This is a genomic window from Mariniradius sediminis, assembly GCF_021491425.1.
Taxonomy (GTDB): Bacteria; Bacteroidota; Bacteroidia; order Cytophagales; family Cyclobacteriaceae; genus Mariniradius; species Mariniradius saccharolyticus.
This window is the reverse complement of sequence record NZ_JAKEVZ010000015.1, coordinates 59,664-81,421: the sequence shown is the minus strand read 5'-3', so window position 1 is coordinate 81,421 and position 21,758 is coordinate 59,664. Positions and strand designations below refer to the sequence as shown.

The 21,758-nt window shown below is 49.2% G+C and carries 21 protein-coding genes; 10 read left to right on the top strand and 11 right to left on the bottom strand.

Features of this window, described 5'->3' with window-relative positions:
* Positions 1-28 precede the first annotated feature (28 nt).
* The 9 genes from L0U89_RS17110 to L0U89_RS17070 all read right to left on the bottom strand — a co-directional run bounded on the left by L0U89_RS17110 (position 29) and on the right by L0U89_RS17070 (position 8,148).
* Positions 29-958: an SDR family oxidoreductase gene (locus L0U89_RS17110; protein WP_234862631.1), complete on the bottom strand. Its 930-nt coding sequence runs from the start codon at positions 956-958 to the stop codon at positions 29-31.
* A complete protein-coding gene (locus tag L0U89_RS17105) occupies positions 948-1,787 on the bottom strand; it encodes a peptidylprolyl isomerase (protein ID WP_234862630.1) in 840 nt (279 codons plus the stop codon). The genes L0U89_RS17110 and L0U89_RS17105 overlap by 11 nt, the downstream gene beginning before the upstream one ends.
* On the bottom strand, positions 1,784-2,722 hold the full coding sequence (gene hemC / locus L0U89_RS17100) for a hydroxymethylbilane synthase (protein WP_234862629.1): 939 nt from the start codon (positions 2,720-2,722) through the stop codon (positions 1,784-1,786). Before hemC ends, L0U89_RS17105 begins: the two co-directional genes overlap by 4 nt.
* Positions 2,694-3,626 (bottom strand): 30S ribosomal protein S6--L-glutamate ligase, encoded by a 933-nt coding sequence (rimK, locus tag L0U89_RS17095; RefSeq protein WP_234862628.1) that lies wholly within the window; start codon positions 3,624-3,626, stop codon positions 2,694-2,696. Before rimK ends, hemC begins: the two co-directional genes overlap by 29 nt.
* Positions 3,623-4,057 (bottom strand): ATP-dependent zinc protease family protein, encoded by a 435-nt coding sequence (locus L0U89_RS17090; RefSeq protein WP_234862627.1) that lies wholly within the window; start codon positions 4,055-4,057, stop codon positions 3,623-3,625. Before L0U89_RS17090 ends, rimK begins: the two co-directional genes overlap by 4 nt.
* Entirely contained in the window at positions 4,054-5,196 is a 1,143-nt protein-coding gene (locus L0U89_RS17085; protein WP_234862626.1) for a DNA polymerase III subunit, read from the bottom strand. The genes L0U89_RS17090 and L0U89_RS17085 overlap by 4 nt, the downstream gene beginning before the upstream one ends.
* Positions 5,197-5,202: 6 nt before the next feature.
* Positions 5,203-6,402 (bottom strand): GlmU family protein, encoded by a 1,200-nt coding sequence (locus L0U89_RS17080; RefSeq protein WP_234862625.1) that lies wholly within the window; start codon positions 6,400-6,402, stop codon positions 5,203-5,205.
* Positions 6,403-6,474: 72 nt separating this feature from the next.
* Complete coding sequence (locus L0U89_RS17075; RefSeq protein ID WP_234862624.1) at positions 6,475-6,720, bottom strand: type B 50S ribosomal protein L31; 246 nt, start codon at positions 6,718-6,720, stop codon at positions 6,475-6,477.
* A 444-nt stretch (positions 6,721-7,164) separates the two neighbouring features.
* The gene (locus tag L0U89_RS17070; RefSeq protein ID WP_234862623.1) at positions 7,165-8,148 is read right to left on the bottom strand and encodes a hypothetical protein; all 984 of its coding nucleotides are present in this window, start codon (positions 8,146-8,148) and stop codon (positions 7,165-7,167) included.
* 413 nt (positions 8,149-8,561) lie between these two features.
* On the opposite strand from L0U89_RS17070, the gene L0U89_RS17065 reads away from it, so the two are divergent.
* The 5 genes from L0U89_RS17065 (at position 8,562) to L0U89_RS17045 (ending at position 15,230) form a co-directional block, all read left to right on the top strand.
* Positions 8,562-10,253 (top strand): hypothetical protein, encoded by a 1,692-nt coding sequence (locus L0U89_RS17065; RefSeq protein ID WP_234862622.1) that lies wholly within the window; start codon positions 8,562-8,564, stop codon positions 10,251-10,253.
* Positions 10,254-10,486: 233 nt separating this feature from the next.
* Positions 10,487-11,068: a hypothetical protein gene (locus L0U89_RS17060; protein ID WP_234862621.1), complete on the top strand. Its 582-nt coding sequence runs from the start codon at positions 10,487-10,489 to the stop codon at positions 11,066-11,068.
* A 312-nt stretch (positions 11,069-11,380) separates the two neighbouring features.
* Positions 11,381-13,213, top strand: a complete 1,833-nt coding sequence (locus tag L0U89_RS17055) for an ABC transporter ATP-binding protein (protein ID WP_234862620.1) — start codon at positions 11,381-11,383, stop codon at positions 13,211-13,213.
* Between the two features lie 33 nt (positions 13,214-13,246).
* Positions 13,247-13,612 (top strand): hypothetical protein, encoded by a 366-nt coding sequence (locus L0U89_RS17050; protein WP_234862619.1) that lies wholly within the window; start codon positions 13,247-13,249, stop codon positions 13,610-13,612.
* Between the two features lie 79 nt (positions 13,613-13,691).
* Positions 13,692-15,230, top strand: a complete 1,539-nt coding sequence (locus tag L0U89_RS17045; RefSeq protein ID WP_234862618.1) for a YifB family Mg chelatase-like AAA ATPase — start codon at positions 13,692-13,694, stop codon at positions 15,228-15,230.
* Between the two features lie 161 nt (positions 15,231-15,391).
* Here the strand turns inward: L0U89_RS17045 and L0U89_RS17040 are convergent, their stop codons facing one another.
* The gene (locus tag L0U89_RS17040; RefSeq protein ID WP_234862617.1) at positions 15,392-16,495 is read right to left on the bottom strand and encodes a trans-sulfuration enzyme family protein; all 1,104 of its coding nucleotides are present in this window, start codon (positions 16,493-16,495) and stop codon (positions 15,392-15,394) included.
* Positions 16,496-16,585: 90 nt separating this feature from the next.
* A complete protein-coding gene (locus L0U89_RS17035; protein ID WP_234862616.1) occupies positions 16,586-17,065 on the bottom strand; it encodes a DUF4293 domain-containing protein in 480 nt (159 codons plus the stop codon).
* A 103-nt stretch (positions 17,066-17,168) separates the two neighbouring features.
* Between L0U89_RS17035 and truA the strand changes: the two genes are divergently transcribed.
* From truA to L0U89_RS17010, 5 genes are all read left to right on the top strand, one after another.
* Complete coding sequence (truA, locus tag L0U89_RS17030) at positions 17,169-17,921, top strand: tRNA pseudouridine(38-40) synthase TruA (RefSeq protein ID WP_234862615.1); 753 nt, start codon at positions 17,169-17,171, stop codon at positions 17,919-17,921.
* Between the two features lie 12 nt (positions 17,922-17,933).
* Positions 17,934-19,709, top strand: a complete 1,776-nt coding sequence (locus L0U89_RS17025; RefSeq protein WP_234862614.1) for an ABC transporter ATP-binding protein — start codon at positions 17,934-17,936, stop codon at positions 19,707-19,709.
* A gap of 255 nt (positions 19,710-19,964) precedes the next feature.
* Positions 19,965-20,546: a hypothetical protein gene (locus L0U89_RS17020; RefSeq protein ID WP_234862613.1), complete on the top strand. Its 582-nt coding sequence runs from the start codon at positions 19,965-19,967 to the stop codon at positions 20,544-20,546.
* A gap of 1 nt (position 20,547) precedes the next feature.
* Positions 20,548-21,075, top strand: a complete 528-nt coding sequence (locus L0U89_RS17015; RefSeq protein WP_234862612.1) for a hypothetical protein — start codon at positions 20,548-20,550, stop codon at positions 21,073-21,075.
* An 88-nt stretch (positions 21,076-21,163) separates the two neighbouring features.
* Positions 21,164-21,700: a hypothetical protein gene (locus L0U89_RS17010; RefSeq protein ID WP_234862611.1), complete on the top strand. Its 537-nt coding sequence runs from the start codon at positions 21,164-21,166 to the stop codon at positions 21,698-21,700.
* The last annotated feature ends 58 nt before the right edge of the window (positions 21,701-21,758 follow it).

Genomic DNA, 21,758 nt, shown 5'->3' with positions numbered 1-21,758 from the left:
TTGATGTTTTTTGATGATTAATTGAATGTTAAGATTCGGCTAAGATAAGTTGTTTGGCTAAAATACCAATCCCGTCGGAAAAACTTTTGGGGGCATATCCCAAGTCCCTGACAGCCTTGTCAATGATGAAGCCTGTTTTCGGTGGCCGCTTTGCCGGCTGGGTAAAAAGCCGCGAATTTGATTCCTGAATGAGTCTTTTGTCAAGTCCAAAATAGTCCGCGGTCATCACCGCCATCTGGTAGGGCGTCAGCAAATCCCTTCCAGAAATATTAAACACTCCGGTCGCACCCTTTTTTGCGATGAGGATACAACCATCCGCCAAGTCTTCCGCCAAAGTCGGCGTACGCCATTGGTCGTTGACGACTTGGATGGTCTTTCCCTGTTCCAAAGACTTCTTCACCCACAGGATGATATTGCTCCTACTCATATCTTGCGCAATTCCATACACCAATATCGTCCGCGCAATTGCCCATGGTGTCTTTGCCTTCATCACCAATCGCTCAGCGGCCAGTTTGGACCAACCGTAGAAGTTGACTGGATTGGGATCGGCATCCTCGGAATACGGTCCATTTTCACCATCGAAAATGAAATCAGTAGAAACATGGACGAAGTGTGTTTGATAGACCTCAGCGGCAGCCACCAAATTGGCCACCGCATTTACGTTGGCATTCCAGCATCCCTCCTTATCTTTTTCGCAATCATCCACTTGGGTCATGGCAGCAGTGTGAATGAGCGTATGGGGTTGGATTTCAGCGAAAGCATTTTCAACGTGGCCTTTGTCCGAAACATCAATCGAAATCCAATGATAGGAACCATCCCATGCCTTTGGAAGCCGGGATTCTCCCTTCCCTGACGCAAAAAGCTCCACTTCGGGATCGCCTTTGAGGGCATTTACCAGCTTTTGGCCCAAAAGGCCATTGGCACCCGTTACCAAGATCCTCAGCTTTTCACTTTTCATATTGATATCCGAATTCCTTGGTGATTTTTGATTTCGGCAGTTCTTCGACCGTCACCTTCACGTAGACTGGCTCAAGTGGTTTGTCGGCTCTACCCGTTTTCTCTTTTGAGATAATCTCGGCCACCTCAACCCCCTTGATTACTTTGCCAAAAACGGTATACTCATTGTCCAAATGTGGAGTGCCTCCTACCGTGGTATAGGCTTCCACCTGCCCAGGCGTCATTTCCTTTTCCAACTTGATACTGTAAAAGGATTCCAAGTTGGGTTTTTGTTGGAGCATGATCTGGTTCAATGAATCAAAAGCCTGCATTTGGTACAATTCGGCGTATTGCTGCTTCAGCGCCAAATTACTCTCCAACTGGATGTATTTGAAATAAGTCTCGGAAAGTAGCTTCATGTCGGTGACCAACTCATCCTTTTTGTAGACTTGACCCAGCACGATATAAAACTGCGAACCGCTGGACCGACGCTCAGGGTTGACATTGTTACCCATTCGGGCAGCTGCGATCATGCCCTTGCTATGGATCATTCCGGGAACGATCTCGGCAGGAATCGTCGGCCATTGGTCGGTAGGCATTTTTTCCTTTGTAAATACATCTCCGCCCTGCACCATGAAGTTTTGGATGACGCGGTGAAACTCGGTGGAGTCAAACCTACCTGCCTTCGCCAGGTCGATGAAATTTTGCTTATGCAAAGGAGTCTCATCGAAAAGCACGGCGTACATATCGCCATGCTTCGTCTGGATTTTGATCAAATAATCCTTCTCCGACGCGCAGGAAGTGATTCCTACTACCGCAAGGAAAGCGACTAACAAGTGAACGTATCTCATTTTTTCAATGCTGTTTTGATTTCGATTAAAATACCCTGTCCTCCTGCATCGAGCACCAGCTTGGCGAGTTGTTGGCCGAGGGAGACTGCGCTTTTCTTATCTCCAGACACGCTCTTTACGATCCTTGTCTTCCCATCCAAGCTCACAATCCCGCCTTCCAATGCCAATACTTCTCCCTGAACCTTCGCCAAAGCGAAAACCGGGATACTGCATCCGCCCTCCAATACCCTTAGATAGCTTCGCTCGGCCTGCAACTGATATCCGGTATCCACATGGTGACAAGCTGCGATGATCTCTTGCTTTATGTCTGTAGCCAAACTTTCGGAAGACTCAATTGCAATCGAACCCTGACCGACGGCGGGTGTGAATTCCAATAGGGACAATTCATGCCTAATCATGGAATCATAGCCCATTCGGTGGGCACCGGCATAAGCCAGCAGCAAGGCGTCGCAAAGACCCGACTCCATCTTGGCAATACGCGTTTGGAGGTTTCCCCTTACTTCTACAGTTTGGATATGGGGGTAAAAATGCTTCAAAGTCGCCACCCGCCTTGTCGAGGAAGTGCCCAAGACGAGGGGCTTGCCCGGATCCCTGTAATCTATATCGCTTCGGTGGCTGAGGATAATGTCGTTAACCTTCTCCCTTTCTGTAAAAGCGATCAGTTCAAATCCGGCGGGCAGGCTGGACTGCATGTCCTTGGCGCTATGGACGGCAATATCGATTTTGCCAGCGGCCAATTGCTCCTCCAGTTCCTCTGTAAATACTCCCTTGCTGCCGATCTTGGCGATTGAAACGTCCAAGACTTTGTCTCCTTTGGTTTCGATCACGACAATCTCGGATTTGAGGCCTTTTTGCTTCAGTAGATCTGCGACATGGTAAGCTTGCCACAGGGCCAACTTACTGCCCCTAGTGCCTACCTTGACTATTTTGTCCATTTTTCTTTTTCTTTTTATGGCCCTTTTTCTTCACGCTATCGGCGACATAGGCGATGATAGCCCCCGCAATATCGACGCCGGTCGCCTGCTCGATCCCTTCTAATCCCGGGCTACTGTTTACTTCCAATATCAATGGCCCCCTGTCAGATTGGAGCATGTCCACTCCAGCCACGGCAAGTCCAAGTGCTTTTGCTGCGTTCAGGGCCGCTTTCCTTTCTTGCTTACTCAGCTCGATCACGGTCGCATTCCCCCCTCGGTGGAGATTGGAGCGAAACTCGCCCTCAGCGCCCTGCCGCTTCATCGCTCCGACTACTTTGCCGTTGACAACAAAAGCCCGAATGTCCGCACCCTTGGCCTCCTTGACAAATTCCTGCACGATGATGCGCGCCTTTAGTCCGTGAAAGGCTTCGACGACCGATTGGGCGGCTTTCTTGGTTTCGGCCAAGACTACGCCCAATCCTTGGGTACCTTCCAGCAACTTGATGATTACAGGCGCTCCGCCCACGCGCTCTATCAGGGCTTTTTCATTTCCCTTCGAAAAATTGGTAAACGCGGTCTTGGGCATCCCAAGTCCGGCTTTGGAGAGTATCTGAAGGCTCCTAAGCTTGTCCCGGCTGCGCACAATCGCTTGGGATTCGACCGCTGAAAATGCGCCCATCAATTCAAACTGCCGTACGACCGCCGTGCCGTAAAAGGTCACCGAGGCTCCGATCCTTGGGATGATCGCATCGATGCCTTCGAGTTTTTCACCTTTATATATGATGTATGGCCCATCCTGCTCAATGATCAAATCACAAAGCATGTGATCCACTACCTGCGCTTCATGCCCCGCAGCCTTCACTGCCTCCACCAGTCTCCTTGTGGAATAAAGATTGTGGTCTCTCGAAAGAATGGCGATTTTCATTTTTTAGAGGATTTTTTGGAAAGATTGACGGCATCCACATCCACCAAATACCTTCCGCGAAGGAGTTTCCTCCCGAGCAAAATCGGATTCTTCATCTTGGTCCGGTCGGTGAGGGTAAATTCAGTGAGGATTTTCTCCCCAAACATACTGACTTTTGCACGGACCATAAACCTGATTTCCTCGTCCCCGAAAGAATTCTTTACTTTCTTTTGGGTAAAATGCTCGGTGCAAATCAATTGGCCATTGTATTTTTTGTGGGCAGGTCGCAGGACTTTGAAGCAGAGTATCTGAACTCCGTTTTCTTCCCGCAACTCTGCAAACTCACAATGGATGGAAGAGGTATAGGCCCCCGTATCGATTTTGGCTGAGACATTGCGCAGGCCCCAAGCCGGAATCGAGATTTTCTCCCTTCGTCCGATCGTTTTCTTCATGTGGTCGCGGCAAGATTTGACTTCATAATCCGGGCCAGCCTGAAGGATAAATCGGCAAAAAGTATCTTGGCGTTTGCATTGCGCTCGAGGTGGTAATGTGCCTCGTTGAATGCCAGGTACATCGCCTGAAGCTTTTCTTCATCCAATACATTTTTCCCCAACTTATGAATAAAATCCCGTTCAGAATCGGCGCTTCTCATCAGTTCGGTGGCTATCGATTTGTCCAACATCACCTCCCGCACGATGTTGATTCCACTCAGAAGGAGTGATTTCAAGGATTCTTTGTCCTTCTCCACAATCCGCTCCACAAAGGAAAAAACAGCATTGATATCGACTGAGTAGCAAGCCCGCATCCAATCCCGCACCAATCCGGTGTATTGATCTTCTTCAGCATCGACCATGCGGTAAGCTTCACGCATATTCCCGTCTGCGAGATTGGTGATCTGGGTAGCCATCTCCCTCGTGCAAAGGTCGGAGGCTACCAGATGCGTCATCACCTCTGCGTCGGAAAACGCCCGGACAACAATTTTTTGGGTTCTGGATAAAATGGTCGTAAGCAACTGCTCAGGTTGAGCGGTCACCAGAAAAAACAAGGTCTTGGCAGGCGGCTCTTCAATGATCTTGAGCAGCGCATTTGCTGCCGAGGGGTGCATGTATTCTGGTGCCCAAATCAACATGATCTTGAATCCGCCTTCAAAAGACTTCAGCGAAAGGGTCTTGATGATTTGTCGTGCCGCACCTCGGGAAATATTCAGTTGCTTTTTTTCAAAGCCATTTTGGTAAATCCAATCGGAAACATTCCCGTAGGGCCGAGTCGTGGCAAAAGTCCTAAAGGAGGCGTTGTAATCGACTTTCTTTTCATCATCGTCATCCTTTTGTTCGCCGGGCATCGGAAAAGCAAAATTCATGTCCGGATGGACCAATTTGGACATTTTTTGACAGGAAGGGCACTGCCCACAAGCGTCGGTTTCACCGGGGTTGGCACAATGGAGGTAGGTCGCCAAGGCCAAGGCCAACTGCAAACTCGCGGAACCCTCGGGCCCATGGAAAAGAAGGGCATGCGCCAAATGGTTGTTTTTGACAGCCTGGACAATCTTGTCCTTGGTCTCGGCCAATCCGGGAATATCTGCGAACAACATGTTGGATCAGGATTCTTTGTCCCAAATACGGTAATGTCTCGTCAAATCGAAAACCTTTTCGATGATTTCTTTGTCCGCTTGGCCATAAGGCAGGCCACGTCTTTTCATCACTGCCGTGGCAACTTCGTCAAACTTGCTGACCTGAAAAGTACTGAAACCCGAAGCCCCTCCCCATGCAAACGATGGGATAAAATTGCGGGGATAGCCGTCACCGAAAATATTGGCGCCGACTCCGACGACAGTCCCGGTATTGAACATGGTATTGATGCCGCATTTGGAATGGTCGCCCATCATCAGGCCACAGAATTGCAGGCCGGTATTGGCAAAGCCACCCTTGGTGTAATCCCAAAGTTTGACGGGCGCATAGTTGTTTTTCAGGTTGGAAGTGTTGGTATCGGCGCCGAGATTGCACCACTCTCCTATCACCGAATTTCCCAAAAATCCCTCGTGGCCTTTGTTGGAATAGCCGAAAATGACGGAATTGGAGATTTCACCGCCTACCTTGGAATACGGTCCTACGGTTGTGTCGCCACGCAACTTTGCACCCATATTGACTGTCGATCCTTCACAAAGCGCGAAAGGACCACGAATCAGCGAACCTTCCTGAATTTCGGTGTTTTTACCGATGTAGATTGGGCCTCCTTCGGCATTGAGCACGGCAGCTTTGATCTTGGCGCCTGCTTCGATGAAAATGTTTTCCGGAGCATAAACAATCGTATGGGAATCTCCGGCTGGCTGGGAAATCCTGCCGGCGGTGATCAGATCATAATCCTTCTTGATCTCGGCGGCATTGAACTGGAAAATATGCCAGGTCTTCTGAATCAGCACCACTTCCCCTTCATAGGTAACTGGATATTTGTTTTTGGCTATCTCGATTCCAAAAAGCTCGGGGTTGTCCATCTGCAGCGCCAAGAGCTGGTTCCCTTTCCATAGTGCCTCACCGGACTGCAAGCTTCTGATCGCGTTCCAAACCTGCGGGTCAGGAAGCAGCGCCCCATTGATGAATAAAGCCGGAGAATTTTTTTTGGAAAACTTGGCTGAAAGGTATTCCTGTGTAAAAAAGCCTGCCGAGTGACCGGTGTACTTTTCCCATTTTTCGGAAATCTTCAAAATCCCCACCCGGATATCCGCCACGGGGCGGGTAAAAGTAAAAGGCAAAAGCGATCCACGAATCGTGGGATCATCGAATAAAATCAAGTTGTCCATGGTACAAAAATAAAGAAGTCTCCCGGAAAACCAGTTCCGGGAGACTTTTTGCCTGTTTCTTTCGAGACGGGATTATTTCTTGGCGTAGCGCTTGTTGAATTTCTCCACGCGACCTGCTGTATCCAACAACATCTTCTTGCCAGTGTAGAATGGGTGTGAGTTGGAAGAAACTTCCACTTTGTAAACCGGATAGGTTTTGCCGTCTTCCCAAACGATGGTCTCGCTTGTCTCTACAGTTGACTTGGTCAAGAACTTGAACTCGCTTGAAGTATCGTAGAAAACCACGTCGCGGTAGTTTGGATGAATGTCTTTTTTCATGGTATTGCTATTTATTTTCGATCCGATTTTTCAAATGAGGCACAAAGTTATCCTTTTCGCAAAAACCATCCAAATCTTATTTTGGATTAATTTGAGAATATGTAGCTCGCAAAGACTGCAAAGGTGCAAAGAACGCTAAAAGAAGTAGCAGTGGGCAGGGAATGCTATTCGTGCATTCGTGGCTACTTTTTCTCGCAAAGACAGCGAAGGCGTGAAGAACGCTAAATAAGTAACAGTGGGCAGGGCAGTGGGCAGGGAATGCTATTCGTGCATTCGTGGCTGTTTTTTCTCGCAAAGACAGCAAAGGCTCGGAGAACGCAAAAAAGTAGCAGTAGGCAGAGGTTCATTTGTGAATTTGGAGGATTGCACCAGAAAAAGTAGCCACGAATTCACGAATGCGAAAACGGAATGGAATACTGTCAGCTGTGACTGCATTCTGAAGACTCATTTTCTCCGATCCAACGGAATACCGAAGGAAACAAAATTGGCAACCGGTATGGGGGACTGCTGCATGGGGACTGAAGGCGTCACCGCATCACCAAAATTGTAGCGGTACAAAGCAGAACGCGTGAGGTTCCTTGCGCTGCGGCGTACTTGGCCGGAGATTATTCCCAAACCAAGATTCGTGAAGACCAGGGGTATCAGGATATCATTGGGGGTGGAAGATTGGAGTTGTGGCGAAATGAAATAGGCAACAAAAACCAAATCCAAGGCTAGGGAACCGATATCCAAAGCAAAGCTCAAATTTTGTTTGCGTAGTGCCTTGAGGTAATCCGCATACATGTCGGGCCTGTTTTCCATCAAGCTCCTGATTTGCGCCTTGTTCAACAGGTTGGGGCCATCGTAGATGTCGATTTTTTCACCGAGTAGATTGTCGCGTACGTCCATCGTCAGGTAATGCCCCTGCAATTGGTCACGGGAGATGATATAATTGTATTTGTCGATTGTGCCAGCGATACGGCGTTTGGCATTTGCCTCCATGGAAGCCCCTATACTCCCTACAATCCCCCCTCCAAAACTCACCCAAAAAAAGGTACTGAAGTTGTTGGGTTGTAGCTGGTTTGTAAATAAGTATACCAATGAACCGGTCGTGACTGCCAATCCTACGTACCGCAGCGCAGCCCCGCCCAATCTTTTCGAATTGTCAGCAGCAAAATCCTGTGCGTCCCCGGGCTGGATTTCCAAATAGGCCCGCACTTCACCGGCATTTGCCTTCACTCCATTGACGTAATATACGGGTTGGTTGAAGAGATTTTCCCGGAAAGTGATGATGGGGTAGTCTGCGTATTTGTTTTCGGAGAAATACTCGGCATTTCTATCCTGTGCGAGTAACGAACTGTTTGGAAGGAAAAAAGCCGTTGAAGCGAAGATGGCCAAACACACCCAGGCCATTGACGGCGTTCTTTCCAAATATTTCAAAAATCCCATCTCTGTAAATTTCAATTATTGCCAAGACGGACTAAAGTACAAAGGGGTTTCCTGAAAAACGATGTAGAAGGAAAATATTTTCCCTATTCCTACTTAAGGGTACGCAGGTAATCAATTCGCGCATTCGTGGCTATTGAACCTCTCGCCAAGACTGCGAAGGCAAGTGCCCTACGGTTCTCTTTTTTTCTTTGCGTCTCTGCGTCTTTGTGTGCCCCATTTCAAGTATGCCAAGACTGCGAAGGCGCGAGGAACGCAAATGCGCATTTGTCAAAATTCAGGGGTATTTTTCCTTGGCATCTTTGCGTCTTTGCGAGAAAAAATCTTGCGCCCTTTGCTCCTTGGTTCGCTTTGCGAGCCTCAAGGCGGCAGTTTCGTTCAGTTTTTTTAGATTTACGCTTCGATCATCCTTGTCCATGCGAAAAAGCTTCCTTCTCTTTGCCATTTTTTCCCTTTGCGCGCTCTCGGAATCCCTTGCCCAGGGTGCCTATATTCCCTACAACAGGGACTACTACCACCTGCTCGAACGCTACGAAATCCTCAGCGGCAAAAACAACCCCAACTTCCATACAGGCTTCAAACCCTACCGAAGGGATGAAGTCGGGGCGTTTTTGGATACGCTGCTTAAAGGTGATACCGACCTCAGTGAAGCGGACGTTTTCAACCTTCGCTACCTGACGCAGGACAACTGGGAGTTTATGTCGGGCGAAATGCCCCGGTCCCGGAGACCGCTATTCAAGGCCCTCTACAAAAACCCCGCAGACTTCGCCTACTACCGCGATTCGGTCCTGGACATACGCATCAACCCAGTCCTATACCTCTCCGCCGGCTTCGAACCCGATCAAGACAAGATGCGCGTCCAAAACTCCCGGGGCGCGGAAATCCGTGGCAGCATCGACCGCAAGGTGGCATTCTATTCCTACTTCACGACTTCACAGGCGATCTTCCCCTCTTGGGTCAAGGACTACATAGAGCATAGCGGAGCCGTCCCGGGCGAAGGATTCTGGAAACGCTACGAGGAGGAAGGCTACGGCTACTTCTCCGCCAGGGGGCATATCAGCTTCAACTTTACCCGTCATATCCAGGCCCAACTTGGCCACGACCGTAACTTTGTCGGTGAAGGCTACCGCTCGATGATCTTGTCGGATTTTTCCAATCCCTACATGTTTTTCAAGCTCAATACCAAAATCTGGCGCTTCCAACTCACCAACCTTTGGGCACAGCAGACGGCGGATATCATCTTCGACGGTCAAGGTCGCCCCACGGACGCACGCTACCCGCAAAAGTGGTTTTCGCTCTACCGCCTTGGTACCAACATCGGCAAAAACTTCAACCTGGGCCTCTTTCAGTCCGTGATGAAAAATGAATTTGACTGGAACTACCTCAACCCCATCATCTTCTACCGCTGGGTGGAGCACCAACTCGGCACCCCGGACAAGGTCATGATCGGCACCGACGTCAAGTGGAACCTGGTGCCCGGCATGCAGTTCTACGGACAATTTGCCTTGGATGAATTTGTCTTTGATGAGTTCTTTGGCATCAGCGGCAAAAACTCCATCCGCAACAAACACAGCATCCAGGCAGGGCTCAAGTTCATCGAGCTCTTTAAAGTCTCCAACCTCGACCTCCAACTCGAGTACAACCAATCCCGACCCTATACCTACCAGGAAAAATTCCCCTACCAGTCCTACTCCAATTACCGTACGCCGCTGACCCATCCCCTCGGGGCCAATTTCCGTGAGGCAATCGCCCTGATACGGTACCAGCCGGAGTTCCTTCCCCGTCTGTACGCGACCATTACCGGCCTGTACCAGTTCTATGGGGACGACCCCTCTCCTGTGGTGAACTTCGGCAAGGATGTCCTGAAAAACCGCACCAGTCCCGGCACGGGAATCGGCCTCTACAACAATGTCATCGGCCAGGGTATCCAAAACGACTTGATACAGGCCAACCTGAACCTGAGCTACATGATCAAGCAGAATATCTTCCTTGACTTCAGCCACACCTACCGCAGCCGGACGACCGAAGGCATCAGCACACCCCAAAGCACCAGCTTTACGCAGTTTTCCCTCAGGGTCAATGCGATTAGGAGGGATTTTAATTTTTAGGGGTAGGGTATTCTTTGCCCATCCGGTCTATCGTAGCAGGATTCTTCTTGCACAGTCTCAATGTAGGGGATCAGGCCTTCTCTCCAACGTCGGTCCAGTTTTCAAAAAAGAGATCCATAGTATTCGAAAGGCAACAGTCAATTGAACCACATGGAAAAAAACATACTAAACATCTCTTTTTTTTCGTTTTTTTTTTAAGTTTGACAAATGTCTTCGTTTTCGATGTTATCCCTATGAAACTCAATTCCAGATCGTCCCTGTTTTCACTGGTGGTCGTATTGCTAGTGATTTCCCAAAATAAGGCATTTACCCAAGCCGACCCAGAGGTATTTACCGCCAAAAATGCTGTATTCGTAGAATTACTTGGGAATTCCGCCGGATATGGACTTAACTATGGACGTATCTTCCATCAGAAAAATAGGATGAAGATATCCGGAAGCGTAGGCTTCTCTGCATTGTATCAGAAGCCTGTTGAATTTGTCCATTCATCCTATTGGATACCCGCATTTGCCTCGGAAGTGACCGCTTTTTTTGGAAAATCACGACACCACCTTGAGTATGGGGCAGGCTTCTTCACTTTTCAAGACCGGGATTTTATTTTCGATACCAGTGTTCCTGGCAATCATCGGGAAGAGGCATATTGGGATGCGACCATCAACGCAAGAATAGGCTACAGGTACCAGAAGCCGGAAGGAGGCTTCTTTTTCAGGGCAGGATACACTCCTTGGGTTACGTTCTTCAATTCTAAAAACGCGGAAAAACCGGTCGATTTTTTCCCATTTGGAGTCGGCATAAGCTTGGGGGTAAGTTTTTAAACCTGCCCCTAGTTCCGACAGGGACTTCGGAAACAACCAGTTTATCCCCCTCCTCTTACCTACCGCAGCCGGACAACCGAAGGCATCAGCACGCCCCGAAGCACCAGCTTCACGCGGTTTTCCCTCAGGGTCAATGCGATTAGGAGGGATTTTAATTTTTAGGGAGGAGAAATTGGTTATTGGTTATTGGGTTATTGGGTTATTGGAAAACCAGCAGTATAACCTTACTGCATCCATTCATGCTAGGGCATCGAGCACCTGACCCTCTTCCCCAAAAAATCCCTAACTTGCAGCCCGAACATCTTGCTGTCCATGAATACCTACCTCCGGATATTGTCGTATGCCAGGCCCTACCGCCGGTATTTTCCGGTCTATGTCCTTTACACGATCTTGGCCATCGTCTTTGGCTTGCTGAATTTTACGCTGCTCAAGCCGCTTTTTGACGTGATCTTCGAGCAGGTCGGACCCGGCGAGATGGACAAATACCTGACCAAGCCTGCGTTCTCCTTTTCCCTGGCGTATTTCATGCACATGTTCAACCACTACTTTTTGCAGATTGCCGAGATCTATGGGAAGTTTGGCACCTTGGTATATGTCTGCATCATCATCGTCGTATCGGTCTTTCTTTCCAACCTCTTTACTTACCTATCGGGTGTCGTCCTGGCCAAGGTCCGTGCAGAAGTCATCAAAAAGATGCGTCTGGATATTTTCCAAAAAACCACCCAAATGCACATCGGATTTTTCTCCAATGAGCGCAAGGGCGACCTGATGTCCAAGATGACCAACGATATCCAAGAGGTGGAAAACAGCATCGTGCAGTCGCTCCGGGTGGTTTTCAAGGAACCCGCCACAATCATCCTGTACTTTGCGGTCCTGTTTTTCATGTCTGTCAAGCTTACACTTTTTACCATCCTCATCATCCCGATCTCGGGTGCGATCATTGGTGGGATTACCCGCAGGCTCCGCAAAACAGCCATTGAAAGCCAGGAATCCCTGGGCCGTATCGTCAATATCCTGGACGAGACCATCGGCGGTATGCGGGTAATCAAGGCATTTGGCGCGCAATCCTACGTAACCGGGAAGTTTGACGAGGAGACGGACAACTACTCCAATGTGAACATTTCCATGGCCCGCAAAAACGAGCTGGCTTCACCGATTTCGCAGTTTTTGGGGGTATTTGTGGTAGCAGGTATCCTGCTTTACGGGGGTAGCCTGGTCTTGGGAAATGCCTCCGACCTGAGCGCCTCGGATTTCATCACTTACATCATCATCTTTACCCAAGTCCTCAATCCGGCCAAGGAAATCTCCCGGGCCGCGAGTAGCATCCAGCGCGGACTTGCATCGGCGGAGCGGATTTTCGCAGTGGTGGATACCCCTAGCGATATCCAAAATCGCCCCGACGCGAAACCGGTATCGACATTTTCGAAATCAATCACCTTCCAAAACGTCTCCTTCAAGTACGAAAAGGAAACCGTCCTTTCGGAGGTCAACTTCACCTTGGAAAAAGGAAAAACCATCGCGCTCGTCGGGCCATCGGGTGGCGGCAAGTCCACCATCGCGGACTTGGTGCCTCGTTTTTACGATCCCAGTGAAGGCCGGGTATTGCTGGACGGCACAGACCTGCGGGATTTGGATCTTGCGCAACTCAGAGGGCTCATGGGCATCGTGACCCAAGAATCCATTCTCTTCAACGATACGGTTTTCAATAATATCGCCTTTGGGCTGGAAGGCATATCCGAAGAAAAAGTCATGGAGGCCGCCAAAATCGCCAATGCCCACGAGTTTATCGTCCAACTTGAAAACGGCTACCATTCCAATATTGGCGAGCGGGGTTCCAAGCTCTCCGGAGGACAAAGGCAGCGCCTCAGCATCGCGCGTGCTGTGCTGAAAAACCCGCCGATTCTGATCTTGGATGAAGCTACATCCGCCTTGGATTCCGAATCCGAGCGCCTGGTACAGGACGCTTTGACCAAGCTGATGACTAATAGGACGACTTTGGTCATCGCCCATCGCCTCAGTACCATCCAACATGCCGATGAAATCCTCGTGATCAAAAAGGGCGAAATCGTGCAGCGCGGCACACATAGCCAACTCATCCTGGAGGATGGCTTGTACAAGAAACTTTCCAGTATCCAGGCAGTTTAACTATATTGGCATCATTTCTAAAAAGCCCTACCTATGAAACAAATCAATCGTATCTCGCATCTATTGGTCGCATTGTTTTTTGGTGTTTCGCTCGTGTTTTTCCTCGCTTTTGATTCTCTAAAAGGCATCTTCAGGGTCGAAGAATTGAACACTTACCTCGTCACCAATTTCCTTTGGATCGGCCTGTTCCTGTTTCTTATTTCCTGGGGCACCGATAAAATCGTCCGAAACAACCTCGAGAGTGAGATTTCCAAGAAAGAAACGGAGAAAAATGAGTTGAAAGCCAAGCTTTATGACTTTGAGCAAGGGGTCAAGCTGCGCAACATCGAGCAGAAGTTGGACAAGCTTGCAGAAGAAAAAGAGGCAAAGGGAATCCGTCCGAGACAAAATTTCACATAACTAAAGCATCTTATACAAAATTGGCTAAATTAGGGAATCAATTAGGTTCCCTTTTTTTATCCCCAAAAAACCCTGCAAAATGGTTTCAAAAGCCTTTGGAAGTGCCGTCTCCGGAGTCGATGCAAAGCTCATCACGATTGAAGTGAATGTGGGCCAAGGCACCAGTTTTTTCATGGTTGGCCTGCCGGATAGTGCAGTGAAGGAAAGTCAGCAACGCGTTGAGTCCGCGCTGAAACACTTTGGCTACCGAATGCCGCGCCAAAAGGTCGTCGTCAACCTCGCTCCTGCCGATATCCGGAAGGAAGGTTCTGCTTATGACCTTCCGATCGCTTTGGGAATCCTCAAAGCCTCAGAGCAAGTCGGCTTCCCCGAACTCGAGCAATACATCATTATGGGTGAATTGTCTTTGGACGGTTTTTTAAGACCAATCAAAGGCGCCCTCCCGATTGCCATTGAAGCCCGGAAAAAGGGATTCAAAGGATTCATACTTCCGTTGGAGAATGCCTCCGAAGCGTCCATCGTCAACAAGCTCGACGTCATTGGGGTCAATACCCTGGATGAGGCGATTCAATTTTTGGAAGGCCAACTCGAGATCACTCCCCTTGTCACCGACACCAGGGATATCTTTTACAATTCCTTGGAGCATGCTGAGTTTGACTTTGCCGATGTGCAAGGACAGGAAAACATCAAGCGGGCGATGGAAATCGCGGCAGCGGGTGGGCACAATGTCATCATGATAGGTCCTCCCGGCGCGGGCAAGACCATGCTGGCCAAAAGACTTCCCTCTATCCTTCCACCGCTCAGCCTACAGGAAGCATTGGAAACGACCAAAATCCACTCCGTTGCCGGAAAATTGGGAAAACACGCGGCACTGATTGCGCAGCGGCCCTTTCGGTCCCCGCACCATACCATTTCGGATGTGGCCTTGGTCGGAGGAGGCGGCAATCCACAGCCGGGGGAAATCTCGCTTTCGCACAACGGTGTGCTTTTTTTGGATGAGTTGCCTGAGTTCAAACGTACCGTGCTCGAGGTGATGCGGCAGCCACTCGAGGAACGAAAGGTCACGATCTCCCGGGCAAAAGTCTCCGTGGACTACCCTGCCAACTTTATGCTCATCGCGAGCATGAACCCCTGTCCCTGCGGCTACTACAACCATCCCGAAAAAGAGTGTGTCTGCGGCCCGGGCGTGGTGCAGCGGTATTTGAACAAAATCAGCGGTCCGTTGTTGGACAGGATAGACTTGCATGTCGAGGTGACTCCTGTGAAGTTTGAGGAAATGACCTCGACACGCAAAACCGAGTCGAGCAAGTCCATCCGAGAAAGGGTAATTGCCGGGCGGGAGGTCCAGATGCGGAGATTTGCAGACAACCCAGAAGTCCACTGCAACGCCATGATGCCCTCACACCTCGTAAAGGAAGTTTGCCAAATCAACGAGGCTGGAAAGGCACTACTGAAAACCGCCATGGAGCGATTGGGACTTTCCGCACGTGCCTATGATCGAATACTAAAAGTATCTAGAACAATCGCCGACCTCGGGCAAAGCGATCAAATCAAAGTAGAACATTTGGCGGAAGCGATACAATACAGAAGTTTGGATCGTGAAGGATGGGCTGGATGATTGGGATTTTGAAAAAAATCAATAAACAAGGAAATAATCTAGAAAAAATTATATAATCCAAAAAATCCTGAGTAATTTTCAAGCAATCCGAAATAGTTGCCTCGGTCACCCTTTTTAAACTTACCCTATACCCCAAAAAAAAAGGCTGTTTCTGACAGCCTTTATTTCTGTAAAGCCTCGGCCAAATCTTCCAGCAAATCATCCAAATGCTCCAAGCCGACAGATACACGGATCAAATTCTGCGGTGTTTTGGTATTCGGCCCCTCCACGGCAGCCCTCCGCTCGACCAAGCTCTCGACCCCGCCAAGACTCGTCGCATTCGTGAAATAGTGCAATTTGGAAATTACCGCATCCGCGTCTGCTGCATCACCTTTGACCAGAAATGACAGCATTCCCCCAAATCCGCTCATCTGCGAAGCCGCGATGGCGTGATTGGGATGACTTTTCAAACCAGGATAAAATACGCGTTCAACGCTGGCATGTTGGGAGAGAAACTCCGAAATAATGCCTGCATGCTCCGCGTGGCCTTTCATCCGGTAAGCCAAGGTTTTGATACTCCTGACCAATAAATAAGTGTCAAAAGGCGAAGGAACTGCTCCTCCTACGTGTTGGACGAAGCGAATCCTTTCCCAAAAGGCATTTTTTGATCGGGTCATCAACGCACCACCGAGGATATCACTGTGCCCGCCAAGGTACTTGGTACTGCTATGCATGACAATGTCTGCGCCAAGCAAAATTGGATTTTGGAAAACCGGTGACGCAAATGTATTGTCGCAAGCAAGCCAAGCGCCTTTTTCTTTTGCCAGCTTCGCAATTGCCCTGATATCAGAGATTTTCAAAAGGGGATTGGAAGGGGTTTCCACCCAAACCAACCTTGTGTTGGATTTGAATGCATCGCCCACAGCCTGTAAATCCGACATGTCTACAAAATCCACTTCCAAGATGCCACGCAGCATTTCCTCCAACTGTTTGCGGATACCATGGTACATATCGTCCGGCGCGATGATATGCGAACCCGGTTCCAAAGCCTGAAACACCGCCAAAGCAGAGGCATTCCCCGATGAAAATGCGGCAGCATCTTCAGCGTGTTCTAATTTAGCCAAGAGCGTTTCCAAGGAACTCCTATTCGGATTGGAAGCACGGGCATACATATGCTGGCCATCGCCATGCTCAAAAGTCGTCGCGGTGGTGATGGGCTGTACGGCTGGTCTGTTGGTATCCGTGATGATATTGCCGGCGTGGATAGAGAGGGTTTCTAGGCGCATTGCTTTTTCGTTTTCCCAAACTTAACACTTACAAAAACAAAAGCCAGTGACTTTAATGCCACTGGCTTCAATACCGGATTTGCTTACAAACTACCTGATCCTATCCACCGACCGCACGAGCATCTCGTCCTTGCGGATAAAGCGGTTGGCCAAGAGGTTGCAGATCATACCCCCGAAGATCGCCCAAAAGCCCGTGACAAAAGCGCCGCTGACAGTGGGGTTGAACTCCGCATTGGCAGTATGGCTGATGTAGATGATGACGCCGATATTGACCACCATCAGCAGGGAATTGATCATATTCAAAAACATCTGCTTGGTCCGGTTGCGGTACTGCAGCAGTGAGAAAATCGCCAAGCCAGCGGTCAAGATTGCCAATACGCCTGAAACAGGCCTGGAGGCCGAGTTCAATACGTCATTAGTGGCTGTATCGACAGTCTCAAGCTTCCATGCCGTGAGCGTCATCATCTCTGTCTGTCCGGGATTGACCTGATGCCAAATGGGGAAAACTATCACCAATACCATGGCCACGGCCACTAGAAATAAGAATACGGTCTGGATGCGTTGGATCATTTTTTGAAAATTTTGACAAAGAAACAGGGATAATTCCTCAATCGCAAGGAATGTGTCCAAGGCCCGAGTTTTTCGATGCCGAGTTCTATCTTTGCAGACTGAAATGGAAAAACGGCGCTATTTTCTCGAATTGGCCTACAGGGGCGGCAACTACCACGGATGGCAAATCCAGGGAAATGCGCATACTGTGCAGGCTGAATTGGAAAAAGCAATCCATACCATCCTCGGACAGCCCGTGGGCATCATGGGCAGTGGACGTACCGACACGGGTGTGCACGCTTCCTTTCAGGTCGCCCATATGGATTGGGAAGGGGAATTGGATGGGGCGCATCTTGTCCGCAGCCTGAACGGCATCCTGCCCAAAGACATTTCGATCTTTCGGATGAGGGAAGTCAAAGCAGATGCACATGCGCGTTTCGATGCCAAATGGCGGAGCTATACATACAAGATTACCTTGCAGAAAAACCCATTTTTGGAGGGCTTGGCCTGGCAGATTTTCCACGCCCCCGATATCCAAAAGATGAACGAAGCTGCGACGTTGCTTTTGGAATGGGAGGATTTCCAGTGCTTCAGCAAGGTGCATACCGACGTCAACCACTTCAATTGCAAAATAAAAGTAGCAACTTGGGAACAAATCGGACCGGAATTGTTCTTTCAGATAACCGCCAACCGTTTTCTGCGTGGAATGGTGAGGGCGATTGTTGGCACATTGTTGGCAGTAGGTCATGGGAAGATCGATAGGACGGATTTCCAAAAAATATTGGAAAGCCGGGAACGAAGCCAAGCCAAATCCGCGGCGCCCGCCCATGGACTTTATCTTTGCAATGTCGTATACCCCGAGGATATTTACCTGTAATTTGTTTTTGAATTGAGCCTGGAAAAAGAAAATACCAAAAGCGGTGATATCATAGACACCGAGGTGCTGAAGAAACTGTACCGCTTTGTGAAGCCTTACCAAGGGAGGTTTTACTTTTTGGTGTTTTTGACGATTGCATTGGCATTGCTTGCCCCTACGCGGCCCTATTTTATCCAAGTGGCAATCGACAATTATGTGGCTGTTGGCGACACCCCTGGGCTTGTCCGAATAATATACCTGCTGGTATTCCTGCTGGTACTCCAATCGGTTGTGCAGTTTGCGCATACGTATCTTTCGGGCTGGATTGGGCAGGTTATCATCAAGGACATCCGGATCAAATTGTACCGCCATCTGCTGCGGATGCGGCTGAAGTTTTTTGACAATACGCCTATCGGCCGCTTGGTCACCAGAAACGTGTCCGATATCGAAACCCTGGCCAATGTGTTCAGTGAAGGATTGGCGGCGATTATTGGCGACCTCCTGCAGTTGGTAACGATTTTGGCGGTGATGTTTTGGGTAGATTGGAGACTGACCTTGGTAAGCTTGTGCACCTTGCCGTTGCTGCTGATTTCCACCTATATCTTCAAGGAAAAAATCAAAGTCGCCTTCAATGACGTGCGCAATGCGGTCGCCAACCTCAATTCTTTCCTGCAGGAACATATCACGGGTATGAACATCGTGCAGATTTTCAACCGGGAGCAACGGGAGTACGAAAAGTTCCAGGAAATCAACCGGGAGCACCGCAAAGCCCATATCAACTCGGTCATGTATTACTCGATTTACTTCCCGGTAGCCGAGATCATTCAAGCTATCGGTACAGGTTTGGTGGTATGGTATGGTGCCACGCGGGTCTTTGATATGGACATGCAGGTGGGCGTTTTGATTTCGTTTATCATGTACCTGCAGTTGTTTTTCAGGCCGATCCGGATGATTGCCGACCGCTACAATACCCTGCAAATGGGTGTCGTGAGTTCCTCCCGTATTTTCAAATTACTGGAAAGTGACGACCAAATCCCCAACGAGGGCAAATGGAAGCCCGATAGCATCCAAGGCCATATCCAGTTTGATGGGGTTTGGTTTGCCTACAACGACGAGGATTGGGTACTCAAAAACATCAGCTTCGAGGTGAAACCGGGCGAGACCATCGCCTTGGTCGGTGCCACGGGCGCGGGTAAGTCCTCGATCATAAACCTGATCAACAGGTTTTATGAAATCAACAAAGGCACCATCACGGTCGATGGCAAGGATATCCGGGAATTTGAATTGGGTGCACTCAGGAAGCATATAGGTGTAGTCTTGCAGGATGTGTTCCTGTTTTCAGATACCATTTACCACAATATCACCCTCGGCAATCCCGACATCAGCCGCGAGCAGGTGATGAAGGCAGCCAAATTGGTCGGCGCCAAGAAGTTTATCGAAAAGCTCCCCGGTGGGCTTGACTACAACGTGATGGAACGCGGAGCCACACTTTCGGTCGGTCAGCGGCAGTTGATTTCCTTTGTGCGGGCGATTGTATACGACCCCGAGATCATCATCCTTGACGAAGCCACTTCCTCGGTCGACACGGAAACAGAGGAAATGATCCAAAAGGCGATCAAGAAAATGATGAAAGGACGTACCTCGATTGTGATCGCGCACCGCCTTTCTACGATCCAAAGTGCCGACAACATCATCGTCATGGACCATGGGGAGATCAAGGAAAGCGGCACCCACGACAGCCTTCTCGAACTCAGTGGTTACTATTCCCGCCTCCATCAGATGCAGCTCAAGTCTATGGTGATTGGGTGAGAAGTCTTCAGTTTGCAGTAGCAGTTTGCAGTGGGCAGCGTTCGATATTCGTTGTTGGATATTCATCATTCGATATTTTTTGGTCCATAGTCGATAGACCATAGTCCATAGCCGCAGCAATCGAGATTTTTGTAGTTAATGGTTATTAAGTTATTGGTGGATTCTTGTTGTTCCCTAGTATCTGACCTCTTGTTTCTTGTCTCTCGCTTCTTGCTTCTTTTATCTTACTTTTGTGGCTGTAAAAATCCAAGCAGCGTGAAAAGACTGTTTCTATTGGCAATTTGCCTGATGCCGATGAGCCTTATGGCCCAAGAGCCGGGCATCGGCCTTCGGATGGGTGAGCCTTTTTCCATAACGTACAAGACATTCCTCGACGATAATATCTCTATCGAGGGAATGTTTGGCAGTGCGGGTCCCAACTCGGCCTCGTATTATCGAAATACCTTCGAAAACAACCGTCCCGGCCCCAACACGTTTTACATCGGTCACAGCACTTCGAACCGCTGGTCGATGAACTTCCGAATGGCCTACCATGAGGACATCACCGATATGATCGGCATCGGATCGGGCTACTTGCTGGCCTATGCCGGGGCGGGCGCACAGCTGAGGTCCGTGATGGTCGACTACGTCTATTCCCAAGGCACCAACCCGAACGTCACTTTTGCTGAGCAGCGCAGGAATATGGATTTTGGGCCGGAAGGTTTTGTGGGTTCAGAATACTACATAGAGGAGATTCCACTGAGTGTATTTGCAGAGTTTGGATTGTTCATGGAATTGGTCGAGCGATTTGGGCATTTCCGACTGCAAGGTGCGATTGGGGCGCGGTATCTGTTTTAGTATGAAAAAGAAAGTAATCTTGATCGGTCTTCCGATCCTTGTCGCCGTCTTGGCTTTCACCTTTTACCAAATGGGCGGCTTTCGGGAAATCAAACTCGAAGTGTGGGAAAATCCCCAGATCGAGCTATCGGGGCTGCGCTTCGTAGGTATTCCCCAGGACAAGCAGCTTCGGGAGTCCTTTGAGCAAATGGAACAAGTCCTGCAGCAGCATCCGGAGGCAAGGCTTCACACGATCTACTTCCGGGAACCGGCCGGGAAACTGGATACCATGGAGGTATTTGTAGGAATCGAGAAAAAATGGCTCACGGCAGCCCAGCCGGGGTTTGAAAACCTGAATCTTTCAGCCCCTCAAGCTGCCGTGGCACATATCCACCGCCACCGTTTTGTAATGCCCAATCCCGAGACGGTAAAGGCTTCGCTCCGGGATTTTGCCAAGGCCAACAAGCTGCCCGAACCGACGCTATTTATCGATCAGATTGTCAATCCGGAGGAGGTGCGGGTGATTGGCATAAGTCCCATTCAGCAGTAATTGGCATTTGTTTTGGGTTAATATTTTCCATCAAAACAATTTATCATATTTGCCGTCTTTATCATCAATTCATTTTAATCCCAATCCCATGAAAAGAATCTCCTTGCTCCTTTTGATCGGAGGAATAGCCTTTTTCCAAGCATGCGTCGGACCTGCGGGACCTCCCGGATTACCCGGCCCTCAAGGCCCTCAGGGCCAACCCGGCGTGAACATCGTCGGAGAAGTTTTCGAAGTCACTGCGAATTTTACAGCCCAAAACAACTACCAGGAAGTATTCAATTTCACGCCACCTATTTTCAACAGTGACGTAGTCATGGCATATGTCGAATGGGAAGTGCAGGGAGGTAATGTCATTTGGAGACCATTGCCCCAAACAGTTTTGTTTGAAGAAGGGACAATGATCTACAATTTTGATTTCAGCAGGGTGGACTTCAGCCTATTCTTGAATTCAAATTTTAACTTGGCCAACGTCGACAATTCCTGGACCAGAAACCAAAAATTCAGGATCATCGTCATACCCGGTGAATTTGCCGGTGCAAGGCTCGACCTCAGCGACTACAATGCAGTGATGGCGTACCTCGGCAAAACTGAAAAAGACATCAAGACGCTTTATCCGAAAAATTGATACAAGCCAAAGCATTCCCCAAAACACCCGCCCAGCAAGCGGGTGTTTTTGTTTCCCC

Coding starts and splice junctions, on each gene's coding strand:
- L0U89_RS17110 (WP_234862631.1), bottom strand. CDS start 958: ATGAAAAGTGAAAAGCTGAGGATCTTGGTAACGGGTGCCAATGGCCTT.
- L0U89_RS17045 (WP_234862618.1), top strand. CDS start 13,692: ATGGTTTCAAAAGCCTTTGGAAGTGCCGTCTCCGGAGTCGATGCAAAG.
- rimK (WP_234862628.1), bottom strand. CDS start 3,626: ATGAAAATCGCCATTCTTTCGAGAGACCACAATCTTTATTCCACAAGG.
- L0U89_RS17085 (WP_234862626.1), bottom strand. CDS start 5,196: ATGTTGTTCGCAGATATTCCCGGATTGGCCGAGACCAAGGACAAGATT.
- L0U89_RS17050 (WP_234862619.1), top strand. CDS start 13,247: ATGAAACAAATCAATCGTATCTCGCATCTATTGGTCGCATTGTTTTTT.
- truA (WP_234862615.1), top strand. CDS start 17,169: ATGGAAAAACGGCGCTATTTTCTCGAATTGGCCTACAGGGGCGGCAAC.
- hemC (WP_234862629.1), bottom strand. CDS start 2,722: ATGGACAAAATAGTCAAGGTAGGCACTAGGGGCAGTAAGTTGGCCCTG.
- L0U89_RS17105 (WP_234862630.1), bottom strand. CDS start 1,787: ATGAGATACGTTCACTTGTTAGTCGCTTTCCTTGCGGTAGTAGGAATC.
- L0U89_RS17035 (WP_234862616.1), bottom strand. CDS start 17,065: ATGATCCAACGCATCCAGACCGTATTCTTATTTCTAGTGGCCGTGGCC.
- L0U89_RS17010 (WP_234862611.1), top strand. CDS start 21,164: ATGAAAAGAATCTCCTTGCTCCTTTTGATCGGAGGAATAGCCTTTTTC.
- L0U89_RS17015 (WP_234862612.1), top strand. CDS start 20,548: ATGAAAAAGAAAGTAATCTTGATCGGTCTTCCGATCCTTGTCGCCGTC.
- L0U89_RS17080 (WP_234862625.1), bottom strand. CDS start 6,402: ATGGACAACTTGATTTTATTCGATGATCCCACGATTCGTGGATCGCTT.
- L0U89_RS17055 (WP_234862620.1), top strand. CDS start 11,381: ATGAATACCTACCTCCGGATATTGTCGTATGCCAGGCCCTACCGCCGG.
- L0U89_RS17060 (WP_234862621.1), top strand. CDS start 10,487: ATGAAACTCAATTCCAGATCGTCCCTGTTTTCACTGGTGGTCGTATTG.
- L0U89_RS17075 (WP_234862624.1), bottom strand. CDS start 6,720: ATGAAAAAAGACATTCATCCAAACTACCGCGACGTGGTTTTCTACGAT.
- L0U89_RS17070 (WP_234862623.1), bottom strand. CDS start 8,148: ATGGGATTTTTGAAATATTTGGAAAGAACGCCGTCAATGGCCTGGGTG.
- L0U89_RS17065 (WP_234862622.1), top strand. CDS start 8,562: ATGCGAAAAAGCTTCCTTCTCTTTGCCATTTTTTCCCTTTGCGCGCTC.
- L0U89_RS17040 (WP_234862617.1), bottom strand. CDS start 16,495: ATGCGCCTAGAAACCCTCTCTATCCACGCCGGCAATATCATCACGGAT.
- L0U89_RS17090 (WP_234862627.1), bottom strand. CDS start 4,057: ATGAAGAAAACGATCGGACGAAGGGAGAAAATCTCGATTCCGGCTTGG.